22 protein-coding genes and 1 riboswitch are annotated in these 23,050 nt (G+C 67.7%); of the genes, 13 read left to right on the forward strand and 9 right to left on the reverse strand.

The features are described 5' to 3' along the window. Window positions 1–645, forward strand: a complete 645-nt coding sequence (gene rdgB / locus ACIIOY_RS10785) for an RdgB/HAM1 family non-canonical purine NTP pyrophosphatase (RefSeq protein WP_411034657.1) — start codon at window positions 1–3, stop codon at window positions 643–645. A 6-nt stretch (window positions 646–651) separates the two neighbouring features. Further along, window positions 652–1,845 carry a radical SAM family heme chaperone HemW gene (gene hemW / locus ACIIOY_RS10790; protein WP_411034658.1) on the forward strand — a complete coding sequence of 398 codons (1,194 nt, stop codon included), beginning with the start codon at window positions 652–654 and terminating at the stop codon, window positions 1,843–1,845. A gap of 6 nt (window positions 1,846–1,851) precedes the next feature. On the opposite strand, the gene ACIIOY_RS10795 is transcribed toward hemW, so the two are convergent. Continuing rightward, window positions 1,852–2,787: a DMT family transporter gene (locus tag ACIIOY_RS10795; protein WP_411034659.1), complete on the reverse strand. Its 936-nt coding sequence runs from the start codon at window positions 2,785–2,787 to the stop codon at window positions 1,852–1,854. 138 nt (window positions 2,788–2,925) lie between these two features. Here ACIIOY_RS10795 and gcvA point away from each other — a divergent pair, with 138 nt between their 5' ends. Next, window positions 2,926–3,822, forward strand: a complete 897-nt coding sequence (gcvA, locus tag ACIIOY_RS10800; protein WP_411034660.1) for a transcriptional regulator GcvA — start codon at window positions 2,926–2,928, stop codon at window positions 3,820–3,822. A 63-nt stretch (window positions 3,823–3,885) separates the two neighbouring features. Here the strand turns inward: gcvA and dnaA are convergent, their stop codons facing one another. The 4 genes from dnaA to mutM form a co-directional block, all read right to left on the reverse strand. Then, the gene (gene dnaA, locus ACIIOY_RS10805) at window positions 3,886–5,457 is read right to left on the reverse strand and encodes a chromosomal replication initiator protein DnaA (protein ID WP_411034661.1); all 1,572 of its coding nucleotides are present in this window, start codon (window positions 5,455–5,457) and stop codon (window positions 3,886–3,888) included. 850 nt (window positions 5,458–6,307) lie between these two features. Then, the gene (gene rpsT, locus ACIIOY_RS10810) at window positions 6,308–6,574 is read right to left on the reverse strand and encodes a 30S ribosomal protein S20 (RefSeq protein WP_411034662.1); all 267 of its coding nucleotides are present in this window, start codon (window positions 6,572–6,574) and stop codon (window positions 6,308–6,310) included. Between the two features lie 191 nt (window positions 6,575–6,765). Then, complete coding sequence (locus ACIIOY_RS10815) at window positions 6,766–7,551, reverse strand: enoyl-CoA hydratase (RefSeq protein WP_411034663.1); 786 nt, start codon at window positions 7,549–7,551, stop codon at window positions 6,766–6,768. A 66-nt stretch (window positions 7,552–7,617) separates the two neighbouring features. Further along, window positions 7,618–8,511 (reverse strand): bifunctional DNA-formamidopyrimidine glycosylase/DNA-(apurinic or apyrimidinic site) lyase, encoded by an 894-nt coding sequence (gene mutM, locus ACIIOY_RS10820; protein ID WP_411034664.1) that lies wholly within the window; start codon window positions 8,509–8,511, stop codon window positions 7,618–7,620. 183 nt (window positions 8,512–8,694) lie between these two features. On the opposite strand from mutM, the gene ubiE reads away from it, so the two are divergent. From ubiE to coaBC, 4 genes are all read left to right on the forward strand, one after another. Beyond that, window positions 8,695–9,471 carry a bifunctional demethylmenaquinone methyltransferase/2-methoxy-6-polyprenyl-1,4-benzoquinol methylase UbiE gene (ubiE, locus tag ACIIOY_RS10825; RefSeq protein ID WP_411034665.1) on the forward strand — a complete coding sequence of 259 codons (777 nt, stop codon included), beginning with the start codon at window positions 8,695–8,697 and terminating at the stop codon, window positions 9,469–9,471. A gap of 37 nt (window positions 9,472–9,508) precedes the next feature. Continuing rightward, the gene (gene ubiB, locus ACIIOY_RS10830) at window positions 9,509–11,083 is read left to right on the forward strand and encodes a 2-polyprenylphenol 6-hydroxylase (protein ID WP_411034666.1); all 1,575 of its coding nucleotides are present in this window, start codon (window positions 9,509–9,511) and stop codon (window positions 11,081–11,083) included. Between the two features lie 47 nt (window positions 11,084–11,130). Next, window positions 11,131–11,934, forward strand: coding sequence for an ion channel (locus ACIIOY_RS10835; RefSeq protein ID WP_411034667.1), 804 nt, complete (start codon window positions 11,131–11,133; stop codon window positions 11,932–11,934). 92 nt (window positions 11,935–12,026) lie between these two features. Continuing rightward, the gene (coaBC, locus tag ACIIOY_RS10840) at window positions 12,027–13,232 is read left to right on the forward strand and encodes a bifunctional phosphopantothenoylcysteine decarboxylase/phosphopantothenate--cysteine ligase CoaBC (RefSeq protein ID WP_411034759.1); all 1,206 of its coding nucleotides are present in this window, start codon (window positions 12,027–12,029) and stop codon (window positions 13,230–13,232) included. On the opposite strand, the gene ACIIOY_RS10845 is transcribed toward coaBC, so the two are convergent. Beyond that, entirely contained in the window at window positions 13,225–14,046 is an 822-nt protein-coding gene (locus tag ACIIOY_RS10845) for a class II glutamine amidotransferase (RefSeq protein ID WP_411034668.1), read from the reverse strand. The genes coaBC and ACIIOY_RS10845 overlap by 8 nt on opposite strands. A 251-nt stretch (window positions 14,047–14,297) precedes the next feature. Between ACIIOY_RS10845 and ACIIOY_RS10850 the strand changes: the two genes are divergently transcribed. The 3 genes from ACIIOY_RS10850 to ACIIOY_RS10860 all read left to right on the forward strand — a co-directional run bounded on the left by ACIIOY_RS10850 (window position 14,298) and on the right by ACIIOY_RS10860 (window position 16,204). Then, window positions 14,298–14,702, forward strand: a complete 405-nt coding sequence (locus tag ACIIOY_RS10850) for a GFA family protein (RefSeq protein ID WP_411034669.1) — start codon at window positions 14,298–14,300, stop codon at window positions 14,700–14,702. A gap of 3 nt (window positions 14,703–14,705) precedes the next feature. Further along, entirely contained in the window at window positions 14,706–15,515 is an 810-nt protein-coding gene (locus tag ACIIOY_RS10855) for an AraC family transcriptional regulator (protein WP_411034670.1), read from the forward strand. 74 nt (window positions 15,516–15,589) lie between these two features. Further along, window positions 15,590–16,204: a LysE family translocator gene (locus ACIIOY_RS10860; RefSeq protein ID WP_411034671.1), complete on the forward strand. Its 615-nt coding sequence runs from the start codon at window positions 15,590–15,592 to the stop codon at window positions 16,202–16,204. A gap of 3 nt (window positions 16,205–16,207) precedes the next feature. On the opposite strand, the gene thiD is transcribed toward ACIIOY_RS10860, so the two are convergent. Both thiD and ACIIOY_RS10870 read right to left on the reverse strand, forming a co-directional pair. Next, window positions 16,208–17,017 carry a bifunctional hydroxymethylpyrimidine kinase/phosphomethylpyrimidine kinase gene (thiD, locus tag ACIIOY_RS10865; RefSeq protein ID WP_411034672.1) on the reverse strand — a complete coding sequence of 270 codons (810 nt, stop codon included), beginning with the start codon at window positions 17,015–17,017 and terminating at the stop codon, window positions 16,208–16,210. A gap of 44 nt (window positions 17,018–17,061) precedes the next feature. Beyond that, window positions 17,062–17,158: riboswitch (TPP riboswitch) on the reverse strand. A 52-nt stretch (window positions 17,159–17,210) separates the two neighbouring features. Continuing rightward, window positions 17,211–18,791, reverse strand: a complete 1,581-nt coding sequence (locus tag ACIIOY_RS10870) for a peptide chain release factor 3 (protein WP_411034673.1) — start codon at window positions 18,789–18,791, stop codon at window positions 17,211–17,213. A 95-nt stretch (window positions 18,792–18,886) separates the two neighbouring features. Between ACIIOY_RS10870 and dut the strand changes: the two genes are divergently transcribed. The 3 genes from dut to cysK all read left to right on the forward strand — a co-directional run bounded on the left by dut (window position 18,887) and on the right by cysK (window position 21,162). Then, on the forward strand, window positions 18,887–19,360 hold the full coding sequence (dut, locus tag ACIIOY_RS10875; RefSeq protein WP_411034674.1) for a dUTP diphosphatase: 474 nt from the start codon (window positions 18,887–18,889) through the stop codon (window positions 19,358–19,360). 84 nt (window positions 19,361–19,444) lie between these two features. Continuing rightward, on the forward strand, window positions 19,445–20,062 hold the full coding sequence (locus ACIIOY_RS10880) for a LysE family translocator (protein ID WP_411034675.1): 618 nt from the start codon (window positions 19,445–19,447) through the stop codon (window positions 20,060–20,062). A gap of 131 nt (window positions 20,063–20,193) precedes the next feature. Next, window positions 20,194–21,162, forward strand: a complete 969-nt coding sequence (gene cysK, locus ACIIOY_RS10885; protein ID WP_411034676.1) for a cysteine synthase A — start codon at window positions 20,194–20,196, stop codon at window positions 21,160–21,162. A gap of 288 nt (window positions 21,163–21,450) precedes the next feature. On the opposite strand, the gene ACIIOY_RS10890 is transcribed toward cysK, so the two are convergent. Next, window positions 21,451–22,983 carry a YifB family Mg chelatase-like AAA ATPase gene (locus tag ACIIOY_RS10890; protein WP_411034677.1) on the reverse strand — a complete coding sequence of 511 codons (1,533 nt, stop codon included), beginning with the start codon at window positions 22,981–22,983 and terminating at the stop codon, window positions 21,451–21,453. Between the last annotated feature and the right edge of the window lie 67 nt (window positions 22,984–23,050).

Consider the following 23,050-nt stretch of genomic DNA (forward strand, 5'->3'; position numbering starts at 1 on the left):
ATGCGCAAGCTCGACACCAAGACGATCGTCGTCGCCAGCCACAACGCGGGCAAGATCCGCGAGATCGAGGACCTGATCGGCCCCTTCGGCTTCTCCGCGAAATCCGCCGCCGAGCTGAACTTCGAGGAGCCGGACGAGACGGGCACGACCTTCGAGGAGAACGCGACGATCAAGGCGCTCGCCTCCGCCAGGGCCTCGGGGCTTCCCGCCCTTTCGGACGATTCCGGCCTGGTGATCGACGCGCTCGGCGGCGCGCCCGGCGTCTATACGGCGAACTGGGCGGAGAAGGAGGACGGCACGCGCGACTTCGCCATGGCCATGGAGAAGGTGGAAAAAGCGCTCAACGAGAAGAATGCGACCAAGCCCGAGGACCGCACCGCGCGGTTCGTCTCCGTGCTGTGCCTTGCCTGGCCGGACGGCCATACGGAGCTCTTCCGCGGCGAGGTGGAAGGCCATGTCGTCTGGCCGCCGCGCGGGAAGAGGGGCTTCGGCTACGATCCGGTCTTCCAGCCCGAAGGCTACGAGACGACCTTCGGCGAGATGAGCGCGGAAGAAAAGCATGGCTGGAAGCCGGGCGATGCGGCCGCGCTTTCGCACCGCGCCCGCGCCTTCAAGCTCTTCGTCGAAACCTGCCTGAAGGCTTGAAGGCCGATGACGGCGGTGCCCTTCGACATCCGGCCGGGCACGGGAGCGGACATGTTCGATCCCGGCTTCGGCATCTATGTGCACTGGCCGTTCTGTGCCGCCAAATGCCCCTATTGCGACTTCAACAGCCATGTGCGCCACCAGCCGGTCGACCAGCCGCGCTTCGTGCAGGCGTTCCTCCGGGAAATGTCGGCGATGCGCCGGCTGACCGGCCCGCGCAGCGTCACCAGCATCTTCATGGGCGGCGGCACGCCCTCGCTGATGGCGCCGGAGACGGTGGACGCGATCCTTTCCGGCATCGCCCGCCACTGGCACGTGCCGGACGGCATCGAGATCACCATGGAGGCAAACCCTTCCAGCGTCGAGGCCGAGCGTTTCCGCGGCTACCGCGCGGCCGGCGTCAACCGCGTCTCGCTCGGCGTGCAGGCGCTGAACGACCGGGACCTCAAGTTCCTCGGCCGGCTGCATGACGTCGCCGACGCGCTGAAGGCGATCCGTCTTGCGCGCGACATCTTCCCGCGCATGTCCTTCGACCTCATCTATGCCCGCCCGAACCAGACGGTGGCGGACTGGGACCGCGAGCTGAAGGAGGCCGTCTCCTACGCCGTGGACCACCTCTCGCTCTACCAGCTCACCATCGAGGAGGGCACGCCCTTCTACGGCCTTCACAAGGCCGGCAAGCTGGTGGTGCCGGACGGCGAGCAATCCGCCGTGCTCTACGAGGCGACGCAGGAGATCACCGAGCGCGAGGGCATGCCGGCCTACGAGGTCTCCAACCATGCGAGGCCCGGCGCGGAGAGCCGCCACAACCTCACCTACTGGCGCTACGGCGACTATGTCGGCATCGGCCCCGGCGCCCATGGCCGCCTCACCACCGGCGGCGCGAAGATCGCCACCGCGACGGAACGGCGTCCGGAAGGCTGGCTCGGCCTCGTCGAGGCGCAGGGCCACGGCATGGTCGACCAGGAGCTGCTGGAGCGCGAGGCGCAGGCCGACGAGCTGCTGCTGATGGGCCTTCGCCTCAAGGAGGGCGTCGACCTCGCCCGCTGGCAGACCCTTTCCGGCCGCGACCCGGATCCGGACCGCGAACGGTTCCTCATCGAGCACGGCTTCATCGAGCGGATCGGCAATTCGCGGCTGCGCTGTACGCCGGCCGGCATGCTGATCCTCGACGCAGTCGTTGCGGACCTCGCCTGCTGAACGGCCTCAGGCGTCCGAGCCGAGCGGCCGGCGTCTTTCCCTGACGAGGCGCAGGAGCCGGCCGTCGATCGCCGCAAGCCCGACGGCGATCAGCGCCATGCCGGCGAAATGCTTCGGCGCCAGCACCTCGCCCAGCACCAGCGCGCCGAGCAGGATGGCGCTGACGGGAATGAGGAAGGTGACGAGCATCAGGTTCGTCGCCCCCGCCGTCGCCAAGATGCGGAAGAAGATGACATAGGCGAGCGCCGTTGCGAGGAACGCAAGGCCGAAAAGGGCGGCCCAGGCTTCCGGCGACGGCGCGGAAAGCGCCCACGGCCGGTCGATGAGGAGCGCCACCGGCAGCATGAGCAGCGCAGACGCCGTCACCTGCCCGGCGGCCGGCAGCAGGGGCGGCAGACCCATGCTGCGGAAGCGGCGGCCGAAAATGCCGGCGATCGAATAGGAGACGGCGCCGCCGAGCACGGCAAGCTGCGCGAGCACATTGGTGCCGAGATCGCCGAGCGCCGACGGGCCGATCATCAAGGCCACGCCGAGGAAGCCGACAAGCACGCCGGCGAGCCGGCCCCCCGTCATCTTCTCGTCCTCGGTCAGCACATGGGCGACGATCACCGCGAAGAGCGGCGTCGTGGCGTTGAGGATCGAGGCAAGGCCGCTCGCGATATGCGTCTGGCCCCAGACGATCAGCGAGAAGGGGATGATGTTGTTGAGCACGCCCATGCCGAAGAAGGCGAACCAGGCTTCGCGGCTGCGCGGAACCGCATGGCCGGAAAGCCGCACGATGGCCCAAAGCGCAAGGGCCGCCAGCGCCACACGCGCGGTGACGATGGTGAAGGGCGGCAGTTCGCGCACGAGAATGCCGTTGAACAGGAACGATCCGCCCCACAGGAGCGAGAGAGCGATAAGCAGACCCCATTCGACGGGGGACATGGGACGGCTGGCCATGGACGGACCTTTCCGGAAATTTTCTAAACTGATCGGCACGGCCGGGGTGCAGGGCCCCGGCATTCGCGCTATCATTCCGATAATTTCCATCCCGTACAAACGATGATATTTCGCTCCTATCGCGAGGAAAACTAAACCATGAACGGTCGCCTTCCCTCCCTGTCCGGCCTGCGCGCCTTCGAAGCGGCCGCGCGGCATCTGAGCGTCACGCTGGCCGCGGGCGAGCTCAACGTCACGCCGGGCGCCGTCAGCCTGCAGATCCGCGAGCTGGAGCAATCGCTCGGCGTGCGCCTGTTCGAGCGGCGCCCCCGCCAGCTGGCACTGACGGAGAACGGCGAAGGGTACTTCAAGGCCATGCGCTCGGCCTTCCGGATGATGCGCGAGGCAACGGAGGAACTCCTCGCCCGCGCCAAGTCGCCGGCGACGCTCTCGATCAGCTGCACGCCGACCTTCGCCGCCCAATGGCTCGTACCGCGGCTTCCGAAGTTCGAGGAACGCGTGCCCGGCGCCGACATCCGCATCAGCGCCTCCAACCGCCTCGTCGATTTCGCCCGCGACGGGGTCGACATCGCCATCCGCCACGGCTTCGGCCGCTACGAGGGCCTCGTCAGCGAACGGCTGCTCGACGACGACCTCGTGCCCGTCATCGCTCCGGCGCTGCGGGAAAGCCGGCCGCTCGACGAACCCGCCGATCTCGCCAGCCACGTCCTGATCCACGACGTGCACCGGCAGGACTGGCGGCTCTGGCTCGAGGCGATGGGCGTGACCGGCATCGACGCGCTGCGCGGCCCCGTCTTCACCGACAGCAACGGCGCGATCGAAGCGGCGAAGGCCGGCGACGGCGTGGCGCTGGTTCGTCTTTCGCTGGTGGCGCGGGAAATCCAGGAGCGGCGGCTCGTGGCGCCCTTCTCACGCGGCGTCACGACGGGGCTCGCCTATTACATCGTCTATCCGCCCGGCGCACTCGACCGGCCCGCCGTCGCGGCGCTCAGGCAATGGCTGACCGAAGAGGCGCGGGCGGTGCGGGGAAGCTGAGAGCCGGCTGGGCCCGCCGCCTTCAGCCCGAGGTTTCCCCGCGGAGCGGAGGAGCCGGTGGCCCTATTCGTTGATCAGCCGCTTCAGAAGCTCGATCTCGTGGCTGAGCTTGGTGTCGGCCGCGATCATCTCCTCGATCTTGCGCACGGCGTGCAGCACGGTCGTGTGGTCGCGCCCGCCGAAGCGGCGGCCGATCTCCGGGAAGGAGCGCGGCGTCAGCGTCTTCGACAGGTACATGGCGATCTGGCGCGGCTTGACGATGACGCGGGTGCGGCGGTTGGAGACCAGTTCCTGGCGCGAGACGTTGTAATGCTTGGCGACGACGCGCTGGATGTCCTCGATGCGCACCCGGCGCGGCTCGCCGGCAGCGACCAGATGGCCGAGCAGTTCGTCGACGCGCTCGATCGTCAGGTTCGGCTCGAAGGAGCGGCGGAAGAGCAGCTGGTTGAAGGCGCCTTCCAACTCGCGGCCGCTGGCCGTGATGTTGCGTGCGACGTGGCTGAGGATGTCGACCGGGATGTCGAGGGTCTGGTCCTCCTGCTGCGCGGCCGCGAGCCGGCGCTTGAGGATTTCGAGACGCATCTCGTAGTCCGGCGCCTCCATCTCGATGGCGACGCCGCCCTGAAGGCGCGAGCGCACGCGCGGATCAAGCGATTCCAGCTCCCACGGCGCACGGTCGGCGGCGACCACGACCTGCCGCGCGGAATCGAGCAGCATGTTCAGGAGGTGGCAGAACTCGTTCTGGATCGAGTTGCCCTGAAGGAACTGCATGTCGTCGATGACGAGCAGGTCGATATTGCGCAGCGTCTCCTTGAGGGAGAGCGCGTCGTTGTCGCGGATCGCGGTAGCGAAGCGCCACATGAAATATTCGGCCGTGAGATAGACGACGCGCGGGTTTCGGGCGCTCGACAGCGCCGCGATGGCGATCGCCTGGAGCAGGTGCGTCTTGCCGAGGCCGACGCTGGAATGGACGAAGAGCGGGTTGAAGCGGACGGCACCGGCGCCGGCCTCCGCGATCGTGCGGGCGGCCGCCAGGGCGACGCGGTTCGAGGTGCCCTCCACGAAGGCGTCGAACGTATAACGCTGGTCGAGCGGCGAGCCGAAGAGCGGGCCGGACTGGACGCGCGGCTGGGCCGTGGCGGCAATGGAGGCGGCGGCGCTGGCGACGGGCTGCGGACCGCCGGACGGACGGCGCGGCTGGGCCTGCGGGGCGGGCTGCTCGGCGGCGGCCGATTCATCGGCCGCGCTGATACGGACGCCGCGGGTGGCGGTGCGCACCAGGATCTCCACCTTGAGAATCTCCGGATCCTCCTGCTGGAACAGGCTGGTGATGAGATCGAGATAGCGGTTGTTGATCCAGGACTTCAGGAAGGTCGTCGGCACCGAGAGGCGCACGACGCTCTTGGAAACCGAATGGATCTTGAGGCGACCGAACCAGCTCGCGAAAACGTCCGGACCAACCTGCGCCTTCAGGCGCGCACTGACCCGTTCGAAAAGCGCGTCCTGCTTCATGTCGGATGGAACCCCCGCCGCTTCCTGCACCCCTTCTTGCGGGAGCGCCTGTCGTGCATTTTCCCCGTTTGCGAATGCACCAGCCGTTCTGGCCGTATTCATCTGCATCTTGCCGCCTTTCATGCTTCTTCGCCACGTCGGCATTCCTGCCGGCGCCTTTCATGTTTGCCATCACCCGGCCGTGCCGAGCCATAGCCCGGTCCGGGATCTGGTGCCCCGACCGCACCGGCCCCCTACCTCCGGCGCAATCCCTGTTTCTCAAACACAATTCGGTTCCGCTCGATCCGGCATCATGCCCGATCCCGCATTCCCGCCTGTGAACCTCGCCGCCCGCTCCCTCGTTAGAGCGCCCGGCAGGCATGCCCTCATCATCCGGCCGTCCTCGCGGCCAAACCGGCGCAACCGAAGGTCACAAAAAGCCTTTACCAGGGTGCCGGAAGCATCTGGAGCAAGCTTTGCCAGTTTGATGATTTTACGAAGCGGAGCCGCTCCGTTACAGGGGACAAACAACCGCCGCTTCTGCCCTGAAAGACAGTCATTCGGCGATCATTTAAGGCTTGTGTCCGCGCCCCCTGTGGAAAGCATTTAGGCAGGATCAGGCATCAAGATCAATCACGAATTTTACGCAAAATTAAGGGGCGGGCGTTGACTCGCAAGCCCGTTCCTGACTCGGAATCACCCCCGGAAGGAGAATCCATTACGAATCAATGGCTTTGTTTTCAGGCCGCTTTCGGAAGCCCCCGAAAACGAAAAAAATAAAAATTCGCTTGACTCAAATTGCTGTCAAACTCTCGCAACGAAAGGGGCGAACGGCGGGGATAACCTCCCGCAAGCAACTGAATTTAAATGATTTTTCTCGTCACTCTTTTGACACGATCAAGCCTTGCGCATTAACCATGGCGGGGCGGAAAAACAAAGAAAAAGCCCGGCGCAAGCACCGGGCTTTTTCTAATATTGCATAGCTCGATGGCGATCAGGCCGACATCGTCTTCACGCGGTTCGCCAGACGCGAAACCTTGCGGGATGCCGTGTTGGAATGAAGGACGCCCTTCGTGGCAGCGCGCATCAGTTCCGGCTGGGCAGCCTTCAGAGCGGCAGCGGCCTGAGCCTGGTCGCCGGATGCGATCGCCTCTTCGACCTTGCGGATGAAGTTGCGGACGCGCGAGCGGCGCGACTTGTTGACTGCGGTGCGCGCGGCGATCTTACGGGTCGCCTTCTTTGCCGAGGTTGTATTGGCCATCGATGCCTCTCTTCAGAAATCTGACACAAACTCCGCCCTCGCCGTGCCGGGTCACTGCGACCTGTCATCCAAGCAATTCGGGAGCAATATCGGAAAACCCTGGAGTTCGGCTTTCCAAACTGTGGGCGGCGTATAGCCGGAAACCGCGATGGCGTCAACGCGGATTCTGCAAGAAACGCCGAACGCCGGAATCACCGGTTGCGGAAGGCGGGCTTGCGCTTTTCGATGAAGGCCGCCATGCCCTCCTTCTGGTCTTCGGTCGCAAAGAGCGCATGGAACAGCCTGCGCTCGGCCCGCATGCCTTCCGACAGCACCGTCTCATGGGCACGGCCCACCGCCTCCTTGGCCATCATGGTCGCGGGCATGGAGTGGCTGGCGATCTTCTCGGCCGCGGCGAGCGCCTCCTCGAGGAGCCTTTCCGGTGCCACCACGCGGGCGACGAGGCCGGAACGTTCGGCCTCCGCCGCGTCCATCATCCGGCCGGTGAGGATGAGGTCCATCGCCTTCGACTTGCCGATGGCGCGCGTGAGGCGCTGCGTGCCGCCCATGCCAGGAATGATGCCGAGCGTGATTTCAGGCTGGCCGAACTTCGCCGTCTCCGACGCGATGATGAAATCGCACATCATCGCGAGCTCGCAGCCGCCGCCGAGCGCAAAGCCGCTGACGGCGGCGATCAACGGCTTGCGGAAGGCGGCGACGTCGTCCCAGCCGGCGGCAAGGTCCTCCACCGCGGCCTCGGCGAAACCGTATGGCTGCATCTCCTTGATGTCCGCCCCGGCGGCAAAAGCCTTCTCCGAGCCGGTGACGACGACCGCGCCGATGCCGGCATCCGCCTCGAAGGAGGCGAGCACGTCCTTCAGCTCGTCGAGCAGCCGGCGGTTGAGCGCGTTCAGCGCCTGCGGCCGGTTGAGCGTGACGAGGCCGACGCGCCCGCGCGTCTCCACCAGCAGGGTTTCATAGGCAGCTTCGGGGGCCATGTATCTCTCCTCGTTCCCGTTACGCGATGCCGTGCGCAAGGCGCTGCGCACATTCCAGGCATCACTCTATTTCTGGCAGACGGCGCAATGGAAGGTCGACCGGCCGGACTGCACGATGCGGCCGATGATGCCCGTGCAGCCGGGCGTGCGGCAAGGCTCCTTCTCGCGGTCATAGACGGAGAAGGAATGCTGGAAGTAACCGAGCGAACCGTCGGCGCGGATATGGTCGCGCAGCGTCGAGCCGCCGGCCTCGATCGCGTCGGCGATCACCTGGCGGATCGCCTGCGTGAGCGCGACGAGCTCCTTCTTCGGCTTGCCCGCCGCCGTCACCAGCGAGCCGGCCAGCCGCTCGGGCGAAAGATGCGCGCGCCAGAGCGCCTCGCACACATAGATGTTGCCGAGGCCGGCGATGTTCTTCTGGTCGAGCAGCGCCGCCTTCAGCGGCGCCTGGCGCCCGCGGAACCTTGCCGCGATGTAGTCGGCATCGAGCGCGTTGCCGGTCGGCTCGGCGCCGAGATCGCGGAAGAAGGCGTGGCCGGCAAGGTTCTCTCGGCGCGCAAGGTCCATGAAGCCGAAGCGGCGCGGATCGTTGTAGACGACGCGGCGCTCCCCCTCTGCCGTCTCCAGATGGAGGACGACGTGGTCATGGCGCGCGTCCTTGCTGCGCGGGATGTGGAAATCGCCGGGCGTGCGGGCGTCGAGGCCGGCCCCCTCCACCCGGAAGGAGCCGGACATGCCGAGATGGGCGATCACCACATCGCCGCCGTCGAGGTCGATCAGCAGGTACTTGGCGCGCCGGCCGAGCGAAACGACGCGGCGTCCGGAGAGCGCCTCGGAAAAGGACGGCGGGAACGGAAAGCGCAGGTCCGGACGGCGCAATTCCGCGCGGCGGATGAGCGCCCCCTCCATGACGGGCGCGAGCCCGCGCCGCACCGTTTCCACTTCCGGCAGTTCCGGCATGCTTGCCTCCTTGAAGCCGATTCAGCCTTGGGCGCATTTGCCGCGGTCCGGCATTTCCCTATCGGCAATCTATGTCCTATATACCCGGCGAAGCGCGGGTCGCGGTGTTCAGATAGCGCGCCCGACGCCAATTCGCTATGGTCTTGCGGCAATCCGCCCGCAAGACCTGCCATGGAGACGACGATGACGGAACAGCGCACATCCGCAGACGGCGGCATGGAGACCTCCTACGGCTTCCGCGAGGTGCGGGAGGGCGAGAAGCAGGCGCTCGTCAACGACGTCTTCCACAAGGTCGCCAAGCGCTACGACATCATGAACGACGTCATGTCCGCCGGCCTGCACCGGGCCTGGAAGGACGCGATGATCGCGAGCTTCAACCCGCGCAAGGATCCTTCCTACAAGGTGCTGGACGTTGCCGGCGGCACCGGCGACATTGCCTTCCGCATCGTGGAGGCGTCCGGCCGCCTGGCGCATGCGACGGTGCTCGACATCAACGGCTCCATGCTTTCCGTCGGCGCCGACCGCGCGGCGAAGAAGGGCTTTTCGGCCAATCTCGACTTCGTCGAGGCCAATGCCGAGGCGCTGCCCTTCGAGGCCGGCAGCTTCGACGCCTACACGATCGCCTTCGGCATCCGCAACGTGCCGCGCATCGACGTCGCGCTGTCGGAGGCCCATCGCGTGCTGAAGCGCGGCGGGCGGCTGCTCGTCCTAGAATTTTCCGAGGTGGAGATGCCGCTGCTCGACAGGTTCTACGACGCCTGGTCGTTCAAGGCGATCCCGCAGTTCGGCAAGATGATCACCGGCGATGCGGAGCCCTACCAGTATCTCGTGGAATCGATCCGCAAGTTCCCCAACCAGGAGGATTTTGCGGCGATGATCCGCAAGGCCGGCTTCTCGCGCGTCACCTACACCAGCTATACCGGCGGCATCGCGGCGCTGCATTCGGGCTGGAAGCTGTGAGCATGGCCCTTTTCCTCTCCAAGGACAGCCTTTCCGCATGAGCGTTGTCGGCGCCTATCTCCGCCTCGCCCGCGTGGGCTGGATCCTCGTGCGCGAGGGGGTCGTTTCGGCGCTGCCGACCGAGGGCATGCCGCCGCTCGCCCGCACGGCCCATGCCTTTGCTGGCCTCTTCGAACGCCGCCGCGCCGCGCGGGAGGACCGCAGCTACCGCTTCGCCCGCGCCATCGAACGCCTCGGCCCCTCCTATGTGAAGATGGGCCAGTTCCTCGCCACACGCCCGGATGTCGTCGGCGCCGAGATCGCCGTCGACCTTTCGGCGCTCCAGGACCGCATGGCGACCTTTCCGCGCGAGGAGGCGATCGCCACGGTGGAGGGCTCGCTCGGCCGGCCGCTCGGCGAGCTCTATACCAGCTTCGACGACCCGATCGCCGCCGCCTCCATCGCGCAGGTCCATCCCGCGACCGTGCGGGATGCGAACGGCGAGCGGCGGGTTGCCGTGAAAGTCATCCGGCCCGGCGTGCGGCAGCGCTTCGCCCACGACCTCGAAGCCATGTACGCGGCCTCGCGCCTTCAGGAAAGGATCCTGCCCAACACGCGGCGGCTGAAGCCGGTGGAGGTGACGCGCACGCTGGAGCAGACGACGAAAGTGGAAATGGACCTTCGCCTGGAGGCCGCCGCCCTTTCCGAACTGGAGGAGAACACCAGGGACGATCCCGGCTTCCGCGTGCCGAAGGTCGACTGGGAGCGCACGGGGCGCGACGTCGTCACCATGGAGTGGATCGACGGCATCAAGATGTCGGATGTCGAAGGCCTGCGCGCCGCCGGCCACGACCTCGACAGGCTCGCCGACACGCTGATCCAGTCCTTCCTGCGCCACACGCTGCGCGACGGCTTCTTCCATGCCGACATGCACCAGGGCAACCTCTTCGTCGACCCGCAAGGGGTAATCGTCGCCGTCGACATGGGCATCGTCGGACGCCTCGGCAAGAAGGAGCGCCGCTTCCTCGCCGAGATCCTCTACGGCTTCATCACCCGCGACTACCAGCGCGTCGCCGACGTGCATTTCGAGGCGGGCTACGTGCCCTCGCACCACGACACGGCGAGCTTCGCCCAGGCGATCCGCGCGATCGGCGAACCGATCCACGGCCAGCCGGCCGAGACGATCTCCATGGCCAAGCTGCTCACCCTGCTCTTCGAGGTGACGGACCTCTTCGACATGGAGACCCGCACCGAGCTCGTCATGCTGCAGAAGACCATGGTGGTGGTGGAGGGCGTGTCGCGCACGCTGAACCCGCGCTTCAACATGTGGAAGGCCTCCGAGGGCGTCGTCGGCGGCTGGATCCGAGACAATCTCGGGCCCAGGCGGCTGCTGACGGACCTGCGCGACGGCGCCCATGCCGCCCTGCGGCTCGCCGAGGCGGCGCCGGAAATCGCCGCCAAGGCGGAGAAGTTCTCGCAGGATCTCACCGCGATGGCCGAAAAGGGCCTGCGCTTCGATGCGGAAACCGCCGAGGCGATCGGCCGCTCGGAGGCCCGCCACAGCCGATCCGGCCGCCTGGCGCTCTGGATCATCGCGGCGACGCTCGTCTATATCGCCTGGAAGCTGACCTGACCCGGCGCGCCGCTTGACCGGCGCCCGCCGGGCGCTAGTCTCCTTCCATGACCGAAAAGCCGCTGCACGCCGCCGAACCGCAATCCTTCCTCGAACGGGCGCGCCGGCAGTTGCGCGGGCTCTATTTCGGGCGCGACCGCGAGGCGGTCCGCTTCCAGGCCGCGATGCTGCTGGTCGATATCGCGATACTGGTCTTCTTCATCGCCGGCCCCTATCTGCGCACGGGGCCCGCCTATATCATCGTCGACTACGCGATCGCCGCCATCATCGCCTGCGAGCTCGGCGCGCGGGCCCTGATCGCCCCGAACCTGCGCTACTGGGCGATGCGGCCGATGACCTGGGTGGACATCGTCATCCTCGGCACGCTCCTGTTCCCGAACCAGCTGCACAACTTCGCCTTCCTCCGCGTCCTGCGCATCTGGGCGATCAGCCAGAGCAAGCTCGTGACGCTGACGCTCCGCCGCACGGGTCACGGCGACAAGGAAGACGTCATCCAGGCCTGCGTGAACTTCCTCGTCTTCCTCTTCCTCATCGCCGGCTTCGTCTACAGCAACTTCTTCTACGGCGCGAAGGGCTTCGAGGGTTTCGTCGATGCGCTCTACTTCTCGGTCGCGACCGTCACCACCACCGGCTTCGGCGACATCACGCTGCCCGGCACGCTCGGCAAGCTCACCTCCATCGTCACCATGATCGTCGGCATCTCGCTCTTCGTGCGCCTCGCGCAGGCGATCGTGCGGCCCTACAAGGTCACCTTTCCCTGCCCGCAATGCGGCCTGTCGCGCCACGAGGCGGACGCGGTGCACTGCAAGGCCTGCGGCCATGTGCTGAACATTCCCGACGAGGGCACCTGATCCGCCCGGCCCTGAAACGGCTTGGAAAAGCGCTTTCAAAGGGATAGGAGAAACTGGCGCCGACCATGCGCCTCACGAGCCCGGGACCCGCCATGCCGCTTGCAGGAAAACGCATCCTCCTCGTCATCTCCGGCGGCATCGCCGCCTACAAAAGCCTGGACCTCATCCGCCGGCTGCGCGAGCGGGGCGCGGAGGTGCGGCCCGTCATGACGGCCGGGGCGCGGGAATTCGTGACGCCGCTCGCCGTCGGCGCGCTCTCGGCGGGCCATGTCTATACGGACCTCTTCTCCCGCGAGGACGAGCAGGATGTCGGCCACATAAGGCTGGCGCGCGACTGCGACCTCGTCGTCGTCGCTCCCGCCACCGCCGACCTGATGGCGAAGATGGCGCACGGCCTTGCCGACGACCTCGCCTCGACCGTGCTCCTCGCCACCGACCGTCCGGTGCTGCTGGCGCCCGCCATGAACCCGAAGATGTGGGCGCATCCGGCGACGCGCCGCAATGTCGAGACCTTGCGCAGGGACGGCCTTTCCTTCGTCGGCCCCAATGCCGGCGAGATGGCCGAGGGCGGCGAGGCGGGCCTCGGCCGCATGGCGGAGCCGCTCGAAATCGTCGCGGCGGCGGAAGGCCTACTCGACGGCGGGCAAAGGCCGCTTGCCGGCCGCAGGGCCATCGTCACCTCCGGCCCGACCCACGAGCCGATCGACCCGGTGCGCTACATCGCCAACCGCTCTTCGGGCCGGCAGGGCCATGCCATCGCCGCGGCCCTCGCCCGGCTCGGCGCCGACGTGACGCTCGTCTCCGGCCCCGTCGCGCTGCCCGACCCGCCGGGGGTCCGGGTCGTCAGGGTGGAACGGGCGGAGGAGATGCTTCGAGCCGTGCTCGCCGCGCTGCCGGCGGACATCGCGGTCATGGTCGCCGCCGTCGCCGACTGGCACGTCGCGGCGCCGGGCGCGGAGAAAATCAAGAAGCAGCCGGGCAAGGGCCCGCCACCGCTCATGCTGGCGGAGAACCCGGACATCCTGAAGACCGTCGGCCACCACGAGCAGCGCCCGAAGGTCGTCGTCGGCTTCGCCGCCGAGACGCAGGATGTCGAGAAGAACGGCCGCGTGAAGCTTGAGAAGAAGGGCGCGGACCTCATCGTCGCCAACGACGTCTCGCCGCAGACCGGCATCATGGGCGGCACGCGCAACAGCGTGAAGCTGATCACCGCCGCGGGCGTGGAGGAATGGCCGGACCTTTCGAAGGACGACGTCGCCCGCCGTCTTGCCGACTGGATCGCCGGGCGTCTTACTTGACGAGGGCGAGCTTCGTTTCCATCGCGCCGGCCGGGCGGCCGGCAGGCGAGAAGATGCGCACGTCCACGCCGTTTTCCCCGAGCACGACCGCGCTGCCGTCCGGGATCTCCACCCAGGCTTCCGTATCGTCGTTCAGCGGCTCGGAGACGAGGCAGTAGCCGCCGGTCGCGCCCATCGGCGCGGCATAGAGCGTCGGGGCGGCATAGTCCGTCGCATAGCGCACGGCATAGAGCTCGGCGCCATCGGAGAAGGCGGCGGTGAAGCGCACGAGCACGCGGCGCTCCAGATGCGCGGCAAGGCGCTCGACGAAGGCGATCGTCTCGGCCATGGCGCCGAGCGGATCGCGCGCAAGGCCGAATTGCAGCGCCAGCAGGAAAAGCAGCTCGGAATCCGTCGAGCCGGTGCGGGCATGGTAGAGGTCGTTGTCGAGCATCGTTTCGAGCGGCCGGCGCAGATGCTCGAAATCGGCGATCTGGCCGTTGTGCATGAAGGACCAGATGCCGTTGACGAAGGGATGGCAATTGTCGCGTCGCGTGCCGCCGCCCGTCGCGGCGCGCACATGGGCGAGGAAGAGCGGCGAACGGACCTGCCGGGCGATGCTCCTCAGGTTGCAATCGGACCAGGCGGGCAGGATGTCGCGGTAGCGTCCGGGCTCCGGCCGCTCGCCGTACCAGGCGATGCCGAAGCCGTCGCCGTTGGTGGCCGTCTTGGCGCGGGTGGCGCAGTGGGATTGCTCGATCAGCGAATGGGCGGGCGAGGAGACGATCTCCTCGAGATAAAGCGGCTCCCCGCGGTAGGCTGCCCAACGGCACATGACGCAATTCTCGCTTTCGAAGACCGGCGCGAACCGGCGTTAAACACAGATTAACCATGGCACTGCCCGGATTTTCAACGCAAATGGGTAAAAATGCGTTAAAGAATGTAAACGGGCGGAAACCATGCGTGTCATTTTGGCGACATCGAAGAACGCGGGCAGTTTCCAGCGGAACAGGGAATTTTCCATCGTGCGTTGACGGGCTGGCATCAACACCTATCCTTATCTGCGCGCCATGGAGGACGGCAGGCATGCGGATCGACGGCCAATGCCATTGCGGCTTCGTGACCTACGAGGCCGAGATAGACCCGGACCAGGTCTCGATCTGTCATTGCACGGACTGCCAGCGCCTGACGGGCTCGCCCTACCGCGTCACGGCGAGCGTGCCGCGCACGGCCGTGCGCCTTACCGGCAACCCGCCGAAGCTCTACACCAAGACCGCCGACAGCGGCCGCAGCCGCCTGCAGTATTTCTGCCCCGAATGCGGCTCGCCGCTCTTCACCACCGGCACCGGCGCGGATGCCGAAACCTGGGGCATCCGCTGGGGCAGCATCAGCCAGCGGGCCGCGCTGAGGCCGACGCGCCAGATCTGGTGCCGTTCCGCCGTGGACTGGTTCGGCGAGACGGCCGCGCTGCCCGGCGCGCCGAGGGACTGAGCCATGGCGAGCGGACACTTCCGGATCTTCCGGATCTTCCGGACGGGCATCGACGGCATCGAGGCCGTCCTCGCGGATAGCCGCCACACATTCGCGCGCCACAGCCATGACGTCTACGGCATCGGCGTCGTGGAGCGCGGCGCGCAGAAGTCGGCGAGCGGCCGGGGCATGGTGGAGGCCGAAGCCGGCAACACGATCACCGTCAATCCCGGCGAGGTGCACGACGGGGCACCGCTCGGCGATGCGCCGCGCGCCTGGCGCATGCTCTACATCCGGCAGGCCATCGTCGCGGCCGCGGTGGAGGACATTTTCGACGGCCGGCCGCGCGAGGAATTTCATGCACCGGTGCTGGAGGACGGGCGCATTGCCGGGCTCGTCTCGGCCGCCCTTGCCGCGCTGTTGGACGATCATGCCGCCTCCATCGCCGGGGAGGAGCGGCTCCTTCTCTTGCTTTCCGCGGCCCTGCGGGAGCAGCCGCCACGGCCGGAGGGCGCCGCGGCGCCGGCCGTCGCCCGCGCCCGCGACCGGCTCGATGCCGATCCGGCCTCGCTGGTGACGCTCGAGGACCTTGCCGCCGATTGCGGGCTCGGCCGCTTCCGGCTGGTGCGCGACTTCGCCCGCGTCACGGGCCTTACGCCCCATGCCTACCTCATTCAGCGGCGGGTCGAACTCGCCCGCCAGTTGATCGCCGCGGGCACGCCGCTTGCCGAGGCGGCGATTACGGCCGGCTTTGCCGACCAGAGCCACATGACGCGCAACTTCACGCGCCGCTACGGCTATACGCCGGGCGCCTATCTCGCCGCCCTCGCCTGACCTGCAATTTCGTTCAAGACCCGTGAGGGCCTTCCGGTGTCTCCTGCCGCTTCCCCAGCGGCATGGAGCCCCACATGACCTACGAATTCCTCATCACCTCGCTCGTCGTCATCCTGCTTCCGGGCACCGGCGTGATCTACACGCTGGCGCTCGGCATCGGCGGCGGCTTTCGCGCAGGCCTCCTCGCCGCCTTCGGCTGCACGCTCGGCATCGTCCCGCACATCCTCGCCAGCGTCGTCGGCCTTGCCGCCCTGCTGCATGCCAGCGCGCTCGCCTTCGAGGTGCTGCGCTATATCGGCGTCGCCTACCTCCTCTTCATCGCCTGGAGCCTCGTGAAGGAGAGCAAGGCGCTGGACCTGCGGGCGGAGCAGGCGCCGGCCGGAAAGGCCTTCCGCATCGTGCGCAAGGGCGTCCTCACCAATATCCTGAACCCGAAACTGTCGCTGTTCTTCCTCGCCTTCCTGCCGCAGTTCGTTCCCGCCAGCGCGCCCGGCGCCACGGCGCAGATGCTGTTCCTCGGCGGCGTCTTCATGCTGCTCACCTTCCTCGTCTTCGCCCTCTACGCGGCGCTCGCCGCAGGCCTGCGCCGGCAGGTGCTGAGCCGGCCGAAGATCATGGTCTGGATGCAGCGCAGCTTCGCCGCCGCCCTCGGCCTCATGGGCCTGCGGCTCGCGCTGGCGGACCGCTGACGGTCAGGTCCAGAGCGCGTGAAAATGATGGAGCGGCCCATGGCCCGATCCGACGGCGAGCGCATCCGAACCGCGCACGGCGGCGGCGATGAAGCTCTTCGCCGCCGCCACCGCATCGGCAAGGGACCGCCCCTTGCCGAGCTCGGCGGCGATGGCGCTCGACAGCGAGCAGCCGGTGCCGTGCGTGTTGCGCGTCAGAATGCGCACCCCCTCGAACCAGCGCGAGCCTTCCGGCGTCGCCAGCACATCCGGGCTTTCGCCGCCCGCAAGATGCCCGCCCTTCAGGAGCACCGCCCGCGGGCCGAGCGCGAGCAGCTTCCTGGCCTGGTCTTCCATGGCCGCCCGGTCGGCCGCCTCCGGCTCGCCCAGCAGGGCGGCCGCCTCCGGCAGGTTCGGCGTCAATACGGCGGCGAGCGGCAGCAGCCGGCGCGTCAGGGCCTCGACGGCCTCCGGCGCGAGCAGCGAGGCGCCGCCCTTGGCGACCATCACCGGATCGAGCACGACGGGCACGCCGCGGCGCGGCGACAGCGCGTCGGCCACGGCCCCGGCGATCTCCGCCGAGGCGATCATGCCGATCTTCACCGCGTCGACGCGCACATCGGCGAAGACGTCCGCGATCTGCGCCGCGACGAAGGCGGGCGGCACGAGGTGCACGCCGGACACCCCTTGCGTGTTCTGCGCCGTCAGCGCCGTCAGCGCGGCCATGCCGTAGGTGCCGCAGGCGGCAAAGGTCTTCAGGTCGGCCTGGATGCCGGCGCCGCCCGAGGGATCGGAGCCTGCGATTGAGAGAATGTTTGCGATCGTGCCAGCCATCTTGCCTCCCATCGACGGCGGAGGCGGCCTGCGGGCAACCGCGATGCGGCACCCGAGCGACTCCCTCCGCCGGCATGATCCGGTTCAGGTTCAAAGGGTGCTTCTCAGCCCGCCTTGCGGCGGACGCCCCTGTCTCGGCAATGCTTTTCGCAAATGGAGAGACGCCTGTCACCATGAAAGTGACAGGCGCGGGTTACGCCTTGGTGACGTGGTACTCCTTGATGGCGACCATCTTGATGGCCGGATAGCGTTCAGCCTCGTAGCGCAGCGAAAAGGCGTCCTGCGCCAGGAACACCGGATCGCCGTCGAGATCGCGGGCGATATCGCCGCGGCGCTGGGTGACGAACTTGTCCAGTTCGCCCGGGCTGTCGGAGGAAATCCAGCGGCAGACGGAAAAGCGCGACATCTCGAAGGAGACCGGCAGGCCGTATTCCGCCGAAAGGCGCTCCTTCAGGACGTCGAGCTGGAGCGCGCCGACCACGCCGACGATGGCCGGCGAGCCGTCCTCCGGCGAGAAGAGCTGCACGACGCCCTCCTCCGCCATCTGCTGGAGCGCTTCCTTCAGCTTCTTCGCCTTCATGGCGTCTTCCAGCCGCACGCGGCGCAGGATCTCCGGCGCGAAGTTCGGCACGCCCTCGAAGACCAGCGCCTCGCCTTCCGTCAGCGTGTCGCCGATCCTCAGCGTTCCGTGGTTCGGAATGCCGACCACGTCGCCGGCATAGGCCGTATCGGCAAGCTGGCGCTGCGAGGCGAAGAAGAACTGCGGCGCCGACAGGCCGATCGTCTTGCCCGTGCGGGCAAGGCGCACCTTCATGCCGCGCTCCAGCATGCCCGAGCAGACGCGGGCGAAAGCGATGCGGTCGCGGTGGTTCGGGTCCATGTTCGCCTGGATCTTGAAGACGAAGGCCGTCATCCTGTCTTCCGAGGCATGCACCGTGCGCACGTCCGCCACCTGGTCGCGCGGCGGCGGCGCGAAGGCCCCGAGCGCGTTGATGAGGTCGCGCACGCCGAAATTGCGGAGCGCCGAGCCGAAGAAGACCGGCGTCATATGCCCTTCGAGGAAGGCCTCTCGGTCGAACGGGCGGCAGGCCTCGCGGGCAAGCTCCATCTCGTCGACGAAGGCCTGGCGCTCGTTTTCCGGCAGGTGCTTGGCAACCTCGTCGGCATCGTCGATCCTCGTCGGCTGGACCTGCGTATCAGAGCCGCGGAAGGTGCGGTCGGCGAGGTGGTAGGAGCCGCAGAAGGTCTTCGAGCGACCGACGGGCCAGGTCACCGGGGCGGTGTCGAGCGCGAGCTTTTCCTCCACTTCGTCCAAAATTTCGAACGGATCGCGGCTCTCGCGGTCCATCTTGTTGACGAAGGTGATGATCGGGATGTCGCGCAGGCGGCAGACCTCGAAGAGCTTCAGCGTGCGCGGCTCGATGCCCTTCGCCGCGTCGATGACCATGACGGCGGCGTCCACCGCGGTCAGCGTGCGGTAGGTATCGTCCGCGAAGTCCTCGTGGCCGGGCGTGTCGAGGATGTTGAAGACGTTGCCGTCATATTCGAAGGTCATCACGGAGGTGACGACCGAGATGCCGCGCTCGCGCTCGATCTTCATCCAGTCCGAGCGGGTCTGGATGCGGTCCTTCTTCGCCTTCACCTCGCCGGCAAGCTGGATGGCGCCGCCGAAGAGAAGGAGTTTTTCCGTGAGGGTGGTTTTACCGGCGTCCGGGTGCGCGATGATCGCGAAGGTGCGGCGGCGGGAGACCGCCTCGGCAAGGGTTTCGGCCATTTTCAAGCAATATCCTGTGGGTTGCCGCGGTCTTTACAGGCTCCGCCGGCAAAGCGCAATTGACGAGGCGAACGACACGCCGGCTTATTGGGCGCATGAACGCGCACGCCCCCGCCCAGCCCACGCTCCGCCTCGTCCGCCTGCCGCACGGCGCGGGCATCGCGCTGCCCGCCTACGAGACATCCGGCGCCGCCGGCATGGACCTGCGCGCCGCCGTCGAGGCGGACGCTCCGCTGACACTCCAACCCGGAAAGCGGGCGCTCGTGCCGACCGGCTTCGTCCTCGAGATTCCGCACGGCTACGAAGGCCAGGTGCGCCCGCGCTCGGGCCTCGCCTTCAAGCACGGCATCACCTGCCTCAACACGCCGGGCACCGTCGACAGCGACTATCGCGGCGAGGTGAAGGTCCTGCTCATAAACCTCGGCGAGGAACCCTTCGTGATCGAGCGCGGCATGCGCATCGCCCAGATGGTGATCGCGCCCGTCACGCAGGTCGCCGTGCGCGAGGCGACGGAAGCGAGCGAGACCGCCCGCGGCGCCGGCGGCTTCGGCTCCACCGGCGTGCGCTAGGGGCATGCCCGCCCCGCAACGTGACCCGCGGCCATTGCCGGAAAACGCCGGGGGCGGTAAAAGAGGCCATCCAAGGAGCTCTCCATGACCCTCGCCGTCCTGATCGCCTATTGCGGCGCGCTGTTCATCGCCGCCGTCATTCCGGGTCCCGGCATCACGGCGATCGTCGCCCGCGCGCTCGGCTCCGGCTTCCGGCCGACCTTCTTCATGGGGCTCGGGCTCATCCTCGGCGACATGATCTACCTGACCGCGGTCATCCTCGGGCTTGCCTTCATCGCGCAGACCTTCACCACCACCTTCATGCTGATCAAGATCGCCGGGGCGCTCTATCTCGGCTACATCGCCTGGAAGCTCTGGACCACCGGCCTCCTGCCGCAGGACATCGAGGCACGGCGCTCGACCGGCATGACCATGTCCTTCCTCTCCGGGCTGTTCGTGACGCTCGGCAATCCGAAGACCATGCTCTTCTATGTCGCGCTCGTGCCGACGCTGGTCGATCTCAACGCGATCGGCCTGAAGGACTATGGCGTGCTGCTCGGCGCAACCTTCGTGGTGCTGCTCACCGTGCTCATTCCCTACATGGCGCTCGCCTCGCGCGCCCGGCTTCTGCTCAGGCAGCCGAAGGCGCTGCAGCGGCTGAACCGCATCGCCGCCGGCATCCTCGCCGGCACCGCCGCCTATATCGCGACCCGCGCGGCCTGATCGGCCGACCCGGCTTCGGCCGGATCGTCACGGAATTATTCCGCCTTCGGCGCTTTTGCCGCGAAATCCGGACTCGTCTAAGGGCGCGTTCCCTCCTATCTTCCGAATAACGAGAACCGAGGGAGCCCCCGATGACCGACACCCGCAAACCCGGCCGCGGCCGTATCTACGCCTCCATCACCGAGACCATCGGCGATACGCCGATCGTGCGGCTCGACAAGTTTGCCAGGGAGAAGGGCGTCCAGGCCAGCCTTCTCGCCAAGCTCGAATTCTTCAATCCGATCGCCTCGGTGAAGGACCGCATCGGCGTGGCGATGATCGAAGCGCTCGAAGCCGAGGGCAGGATCACGCCCGGCAAGTCGACGCTGGTCGAACCGACCTCGGGCAATACGGGCATCGCGCTCGCCTTTGCCGCCGCGGCCAAGGGCTATCGCCTCATCCTCACCATGCCGGAGACCATGTCCGTCGAGCGCCGCAAGATGCTGGCGCTGCTCGGCGCCGAGCTGGTGCTGACGGAAGGCCCGAAGGGCATGAAGGGCGCGATCGCCATGGCGCAGGAACTGGCTGCCACCATTCCGGACGCGGTCATCCCGCAGCAGTTCGAGAACCCGGCCAACCCGGAAATCCACCGCAGGACGACCGCGGAGGAAATCTGGAACGACACGGAGGGCGCTGTCGATATCCTCGTTTCCGGCATCGGCACCGGCGGCACGATCACGGGCGCCGGCCAGGTCCTGAAGGCGCGGAAGCCCGGCATCAGGGTCGTCGCCGTCGAGCCCGCCGACAGCCCGGTCCTTTCCGGCGGCAATCCCGGCCCGCACAAGATCCAGGGCATCGGTGCCGGCTTTGCCCCGGCGATCCTCGACACGTCGATCTACGACGAGGTCGTGACCGTCACCAATGACGAGGCCTTCGAGAACGCCCGGCTCGTCGCACGGCTCGAAGGCATTCCCGTCGGCATCTCCTCCGGCGCGGCGCTCGCCGCCGCCGCCAAGGTCGGCAGCCGCCCTGAAAACGCGGGCAAGACCGTCGTCGTCATCATCCCCTCCTTCGCCGAGCGCTATCTTTCCACTGCGCTCTTCGAGGGTCTCGGCGGCTGAGGCAAGGCCCGCAAGACGTCATCGTCTGCGCATTTACGCAAATCGCGAAAGCACTCCGTCTCCTCGCTTTCGCGAAATCCAGCCGCATGGCCCTGCAAATCCGGCCGGAATTGCTCCGGACGAAACCACGGCCGCCGCTTCCCGAAGCGGCGGCCTGCCTTTTTGCGCACGCCTCGGGGCGGCTGCCGCGTCACGCAGCGTGAGCCGCCAACCGCTGCCGCACCCGGCCTTCGGCACAGGAACCCGTTCCGTCCGGACGGCTGCCGCGAACGGGCATTCATTGCGCGATCATGCCGCCGCGACCAGCCGTTCGCCGGCGATGCGGTAGGAAATCGCCTCCGCCAGATGGATGCGGCCGACGACCGGCGCCTCGTCGAGATCGGCGAGCGTACGGGCGACCTTCAGGACGCGATGATAGCCGCGGGCGGAAAAACGCATCTTCTCCGCCGCGTCGCGCAGCAGTTGCAGGCCGCCGGGATCGGGTTCGGCGACCTTTTCGACGAGGGCCGTCGAGGCGCGGGCATTGCTCGTCACCGACCCCATGCCGAGACGGGCGAAACGATCGACCTGCAAGGCCCTGGCGCGGGCGACGCGGCGGGCGACGGTTTCGCTCGGCTCGGCGGCCATGGGGCGGATGAGGTCCGTCGCGGCGACGGCCGGCACGTCGATGCGGATGTCGATGCGGTCCATCAGCGGGCCGGAGACGCGGGCCTGGTAGTCGCTCATGCACCGCGGACCGCGGGCGCAGGTGCGGCCCGGCTCGCCCGCCATGCCGCAGCGGCAGGGATTCATCGCCGCGACGAGCTGGACGGCGGCGGGGTAGCTCACCCGGTGGTTGGCGCGGGCGATGATGCATTCGCCGGTTTCGAGCGGCTGGCGCAGCGCATCGAGCGCCTGCGGCGAGAATTCCGGCAGCTCATCGAGGAAGAGCACGCCGTTGTGGGCGAGCGAGGCCTCGCCGGGCCTTGCCCGCGGCCCGCCGCCGACGAGGGCGGCCATGGTGGCGGAATGGTGCGGCGCGCGGAAGGGGCGGCGATCCGACAGGCGGCCGCCGGAAAGCTGGCCGGCGATGGAATGGATCATCGAGACCTCCAGCAGCTCCGCCGGGGAAAGCGGCGGCAGGATGGCCGCCAGACGCGCGGCGAGCATGGATTTTCCCGAGCCGGGCGGGCCGACCATCAGGAGATTGTGGTTGCCGGCGGCCGCCACTTCCAGCGCGCGCTTGGCGCTCTCCTGGCCGCGGATGTCGGCAAGGTCCGGCAGGTCCGCCGCCGGCGCGCGGATCGCGGGTGTCGGCCGCGACAGGACCTGCGTGCCCTTGAAGTGGTTGGCGAGCGCGATCAGGCTGCGCGGGGCGAGGATGTCGAGGCCGCCGCCGGCCCAGGCGGCTTCCGCGCCGTTTTCCGCCGGGCAGACAAGGCCCTTGCCGAGCGCATTGGCGCCCATCGCGGCCGGCAGCGCACCGGCGACGGGCGCAATGGTGCCGTCGAGGTTGAGCTCGCCGATGACGAGATAGTCCTCCAGCGCATCGCCCGGCACGGCGCCGAGCGCCATCATGAGGCCGAGGGCGATGGCAAGGTCGTAGTGGCTGCCTTCCTTCGGCAGGTCGGCAGGCGCGAGATTGACCGTCACGCGCTTCGGCGGCAGGGAAAGGCCGGAGGCATGAAGCGCCGCCTGCACCCGTTCGCGGCTTTCGGCGACCGCCTTGTCCGGCAGGCCGACGATCTGCATGCCCACCTTGCCGGGCGCCACCATGACCTGCACATCTACGGGCACGCCCTCGATGCCCTGAAACGCAATGGTACCGACTCGTGCCACCATGATCGCCCCCGCTCGCCCTGGCCGAAAACGGCCCTTCAAGCCGCCTCTGGGTTGCAACTGCAAATCT

It is taken from the genome of Shinella agrisoli (assembly GCF_046557955.1).
Classification (GTDB): domain Bacteria; phylum Pseudomonadota; class Alphaproteobacteria; order Rhizobiales; family Rhizobiaceae; genus Shinella.

What these genes read in the sequence shown, in the direction of transcription:
- ACIIOY_RS10880 (WP_411034675.1), top strand. Translation starts at nt 19,445, where the DNA reads ATGACCCTCGCCGTCCTGATCGCCTATTGCGGCGCGCTGTTCATCGCC.
- rdgB (WP_411034657.1), top strand. Translation starts at nt 1, where the DNA reads ATGCGCAAGCTCGACACCAAGACGATCGTCGTCGCCAGCCACAACGCG.
- ACIIOY_RS10850 (WP_411034669.1), top strand. Translation starts at nt 14,298, where the DNA reads ATGCGGATCGACGGCCAATGCCATTGCGGCTTCGTGACCTACGAGGCC.
- hemW (WP_411034658.1), top strand. Translation starts at nt 652, where the DNA reads ATGACGGCGGTGCCCTTCGACATCCGGCCGGGCACGGGAGCGGACATG.
- dnaA (WP_411034661.1), bottom strand. Translation starts at nt 5,457, where the DNA reads ATGAAAGGCGGCAAGATGCAGATGAATACGGCCAGAACGGCTGGTGCA.
- cysK (WP_411034676.1), top strand. Translation starts at nt 20,194, where the DNA reads ATGACCGACACCCGCAAACCCGGCCGCGGCCGTATCTACGCCTCCATC.
- gcvA (WP_411034660.1), top strand. Translation starts at nt 2,926, where the DNA reads ATGAACGGTCGCCTTCCCTCCCTGTCCGGCCTGCGCGCCTTCGAAGCG.
- rpsT (WP_411034662.1), bottom strand. Translation starts at nt 6,574, where the DNA reads ATGGCCAATACAACCTCGGCAAAGAAGGCGACCCGTAAGATCGCCGCG.
- coaBC (WP_411034759.1), top strand. Translation starts at nt 12,027, where the DNA reads ATGCCGCTTGCAGGAAAACGCATCCTCCTCGTCATCTCCGGCGGCATC.
- ACIIOY_RS10860 (WP_411034671.1), top strand. Translation starts at nt 15,590, where the DNA reads ATGACCTACGAATTCCTCATCACCTCGCTCGTCGTCATCCTGCTTCCG.
- ACIIOY_RS10855 (WP_411034670.1), top strand. Translation starts at nt 14,706, where the DNA reads ATGGCGAGCGGACACTTCCGGATCTTCCGGATCTTCCGGACGGGCATC.
- ACIIOY_RS10870 (WP_411034673.1), bottom strand. Translation starts at nt 18,791, where the DNA reads ATGGCCGAAACCCTTGCCGAGGCGGTCTCCCGCCGCCGCACCTTCGCG.
- dut (WP_411034674.1), top strand. Translation starts at nt 18,887, where the DNA reads ATGAACGCGCACGCCCCCGCCCAGCCCACGCTCCGCCTCGTCCGCCTG.
- ubiE (WP_411034665.1), top strand. Translation starts at nt 8,695, where the DNA reads ATGACGGAACAGCGCACATCCGCAGACGGCGGCATGGAGACCTCCTAC.
- ACIIOY_RS10815 (WP_411034663.1), bottom strand. Translation starts at nt 7,551, where the DNA reads ATGGCCCCCGAAGCTGCCTATGAAACCCTGCTGGTGGAGACGCGCGGG.
- ubiB (WP_411034666.1), top strand. Translation starts at nt 9,509, where the DNA reads ATGAGCGTTGTCGGCGCCTATCTCCGCCTCGCCCGCGTGGGCTGGATC.
- ACIIOY_RS10795 (WP_411034659.1), bottom strand. Translation starts at nt 2,787, where the DNA reads ATGGCCAGCCGTCCCATGTCCCCCGTCGAATGGGGTCTGCTTATCGCT.
- thiD (WP_411034672.1), bottom strand. Translation starts at nt 17,017, where the DNA reads ATGGCTGGCACGATCGCAAACATTCTCTCAATCGCAGGCTCCGATCCC.
- ACIIOY_RS10835 (WP_411034667.1), top strand. Translation starts at nt 11,131, where the DNA reads ATGACCGAAAAGCCGCTGCACGCCGCCGAACCGCAATCCTTCCTCGAA.
- mutM (WP_411034664.1), bottom strand. Translation starts at nt 8,511, where the DNA reads ATGCCGGAACTGCCGGAAGTGGAAACGGTGCGGCGCGGGCTCGCGCCC.
- ACIIOY_RS10890 (WP_411034677.1), bottom strand. Translation starts at nt 22,983, where the DNA reads ATGGTGGCACGAGTCGGTACCATTGCGTTTCAGGGCATCGAGGGCGTG.
- ACIIOY_RS10845 (WP_411034668.1), bottom strand. Translation starts at nt 14,046, where the DNA reads ATGTGCCGTTGGGCAGCCTACCGCGGGGAGCCGCTTTATCTCGAGGAG.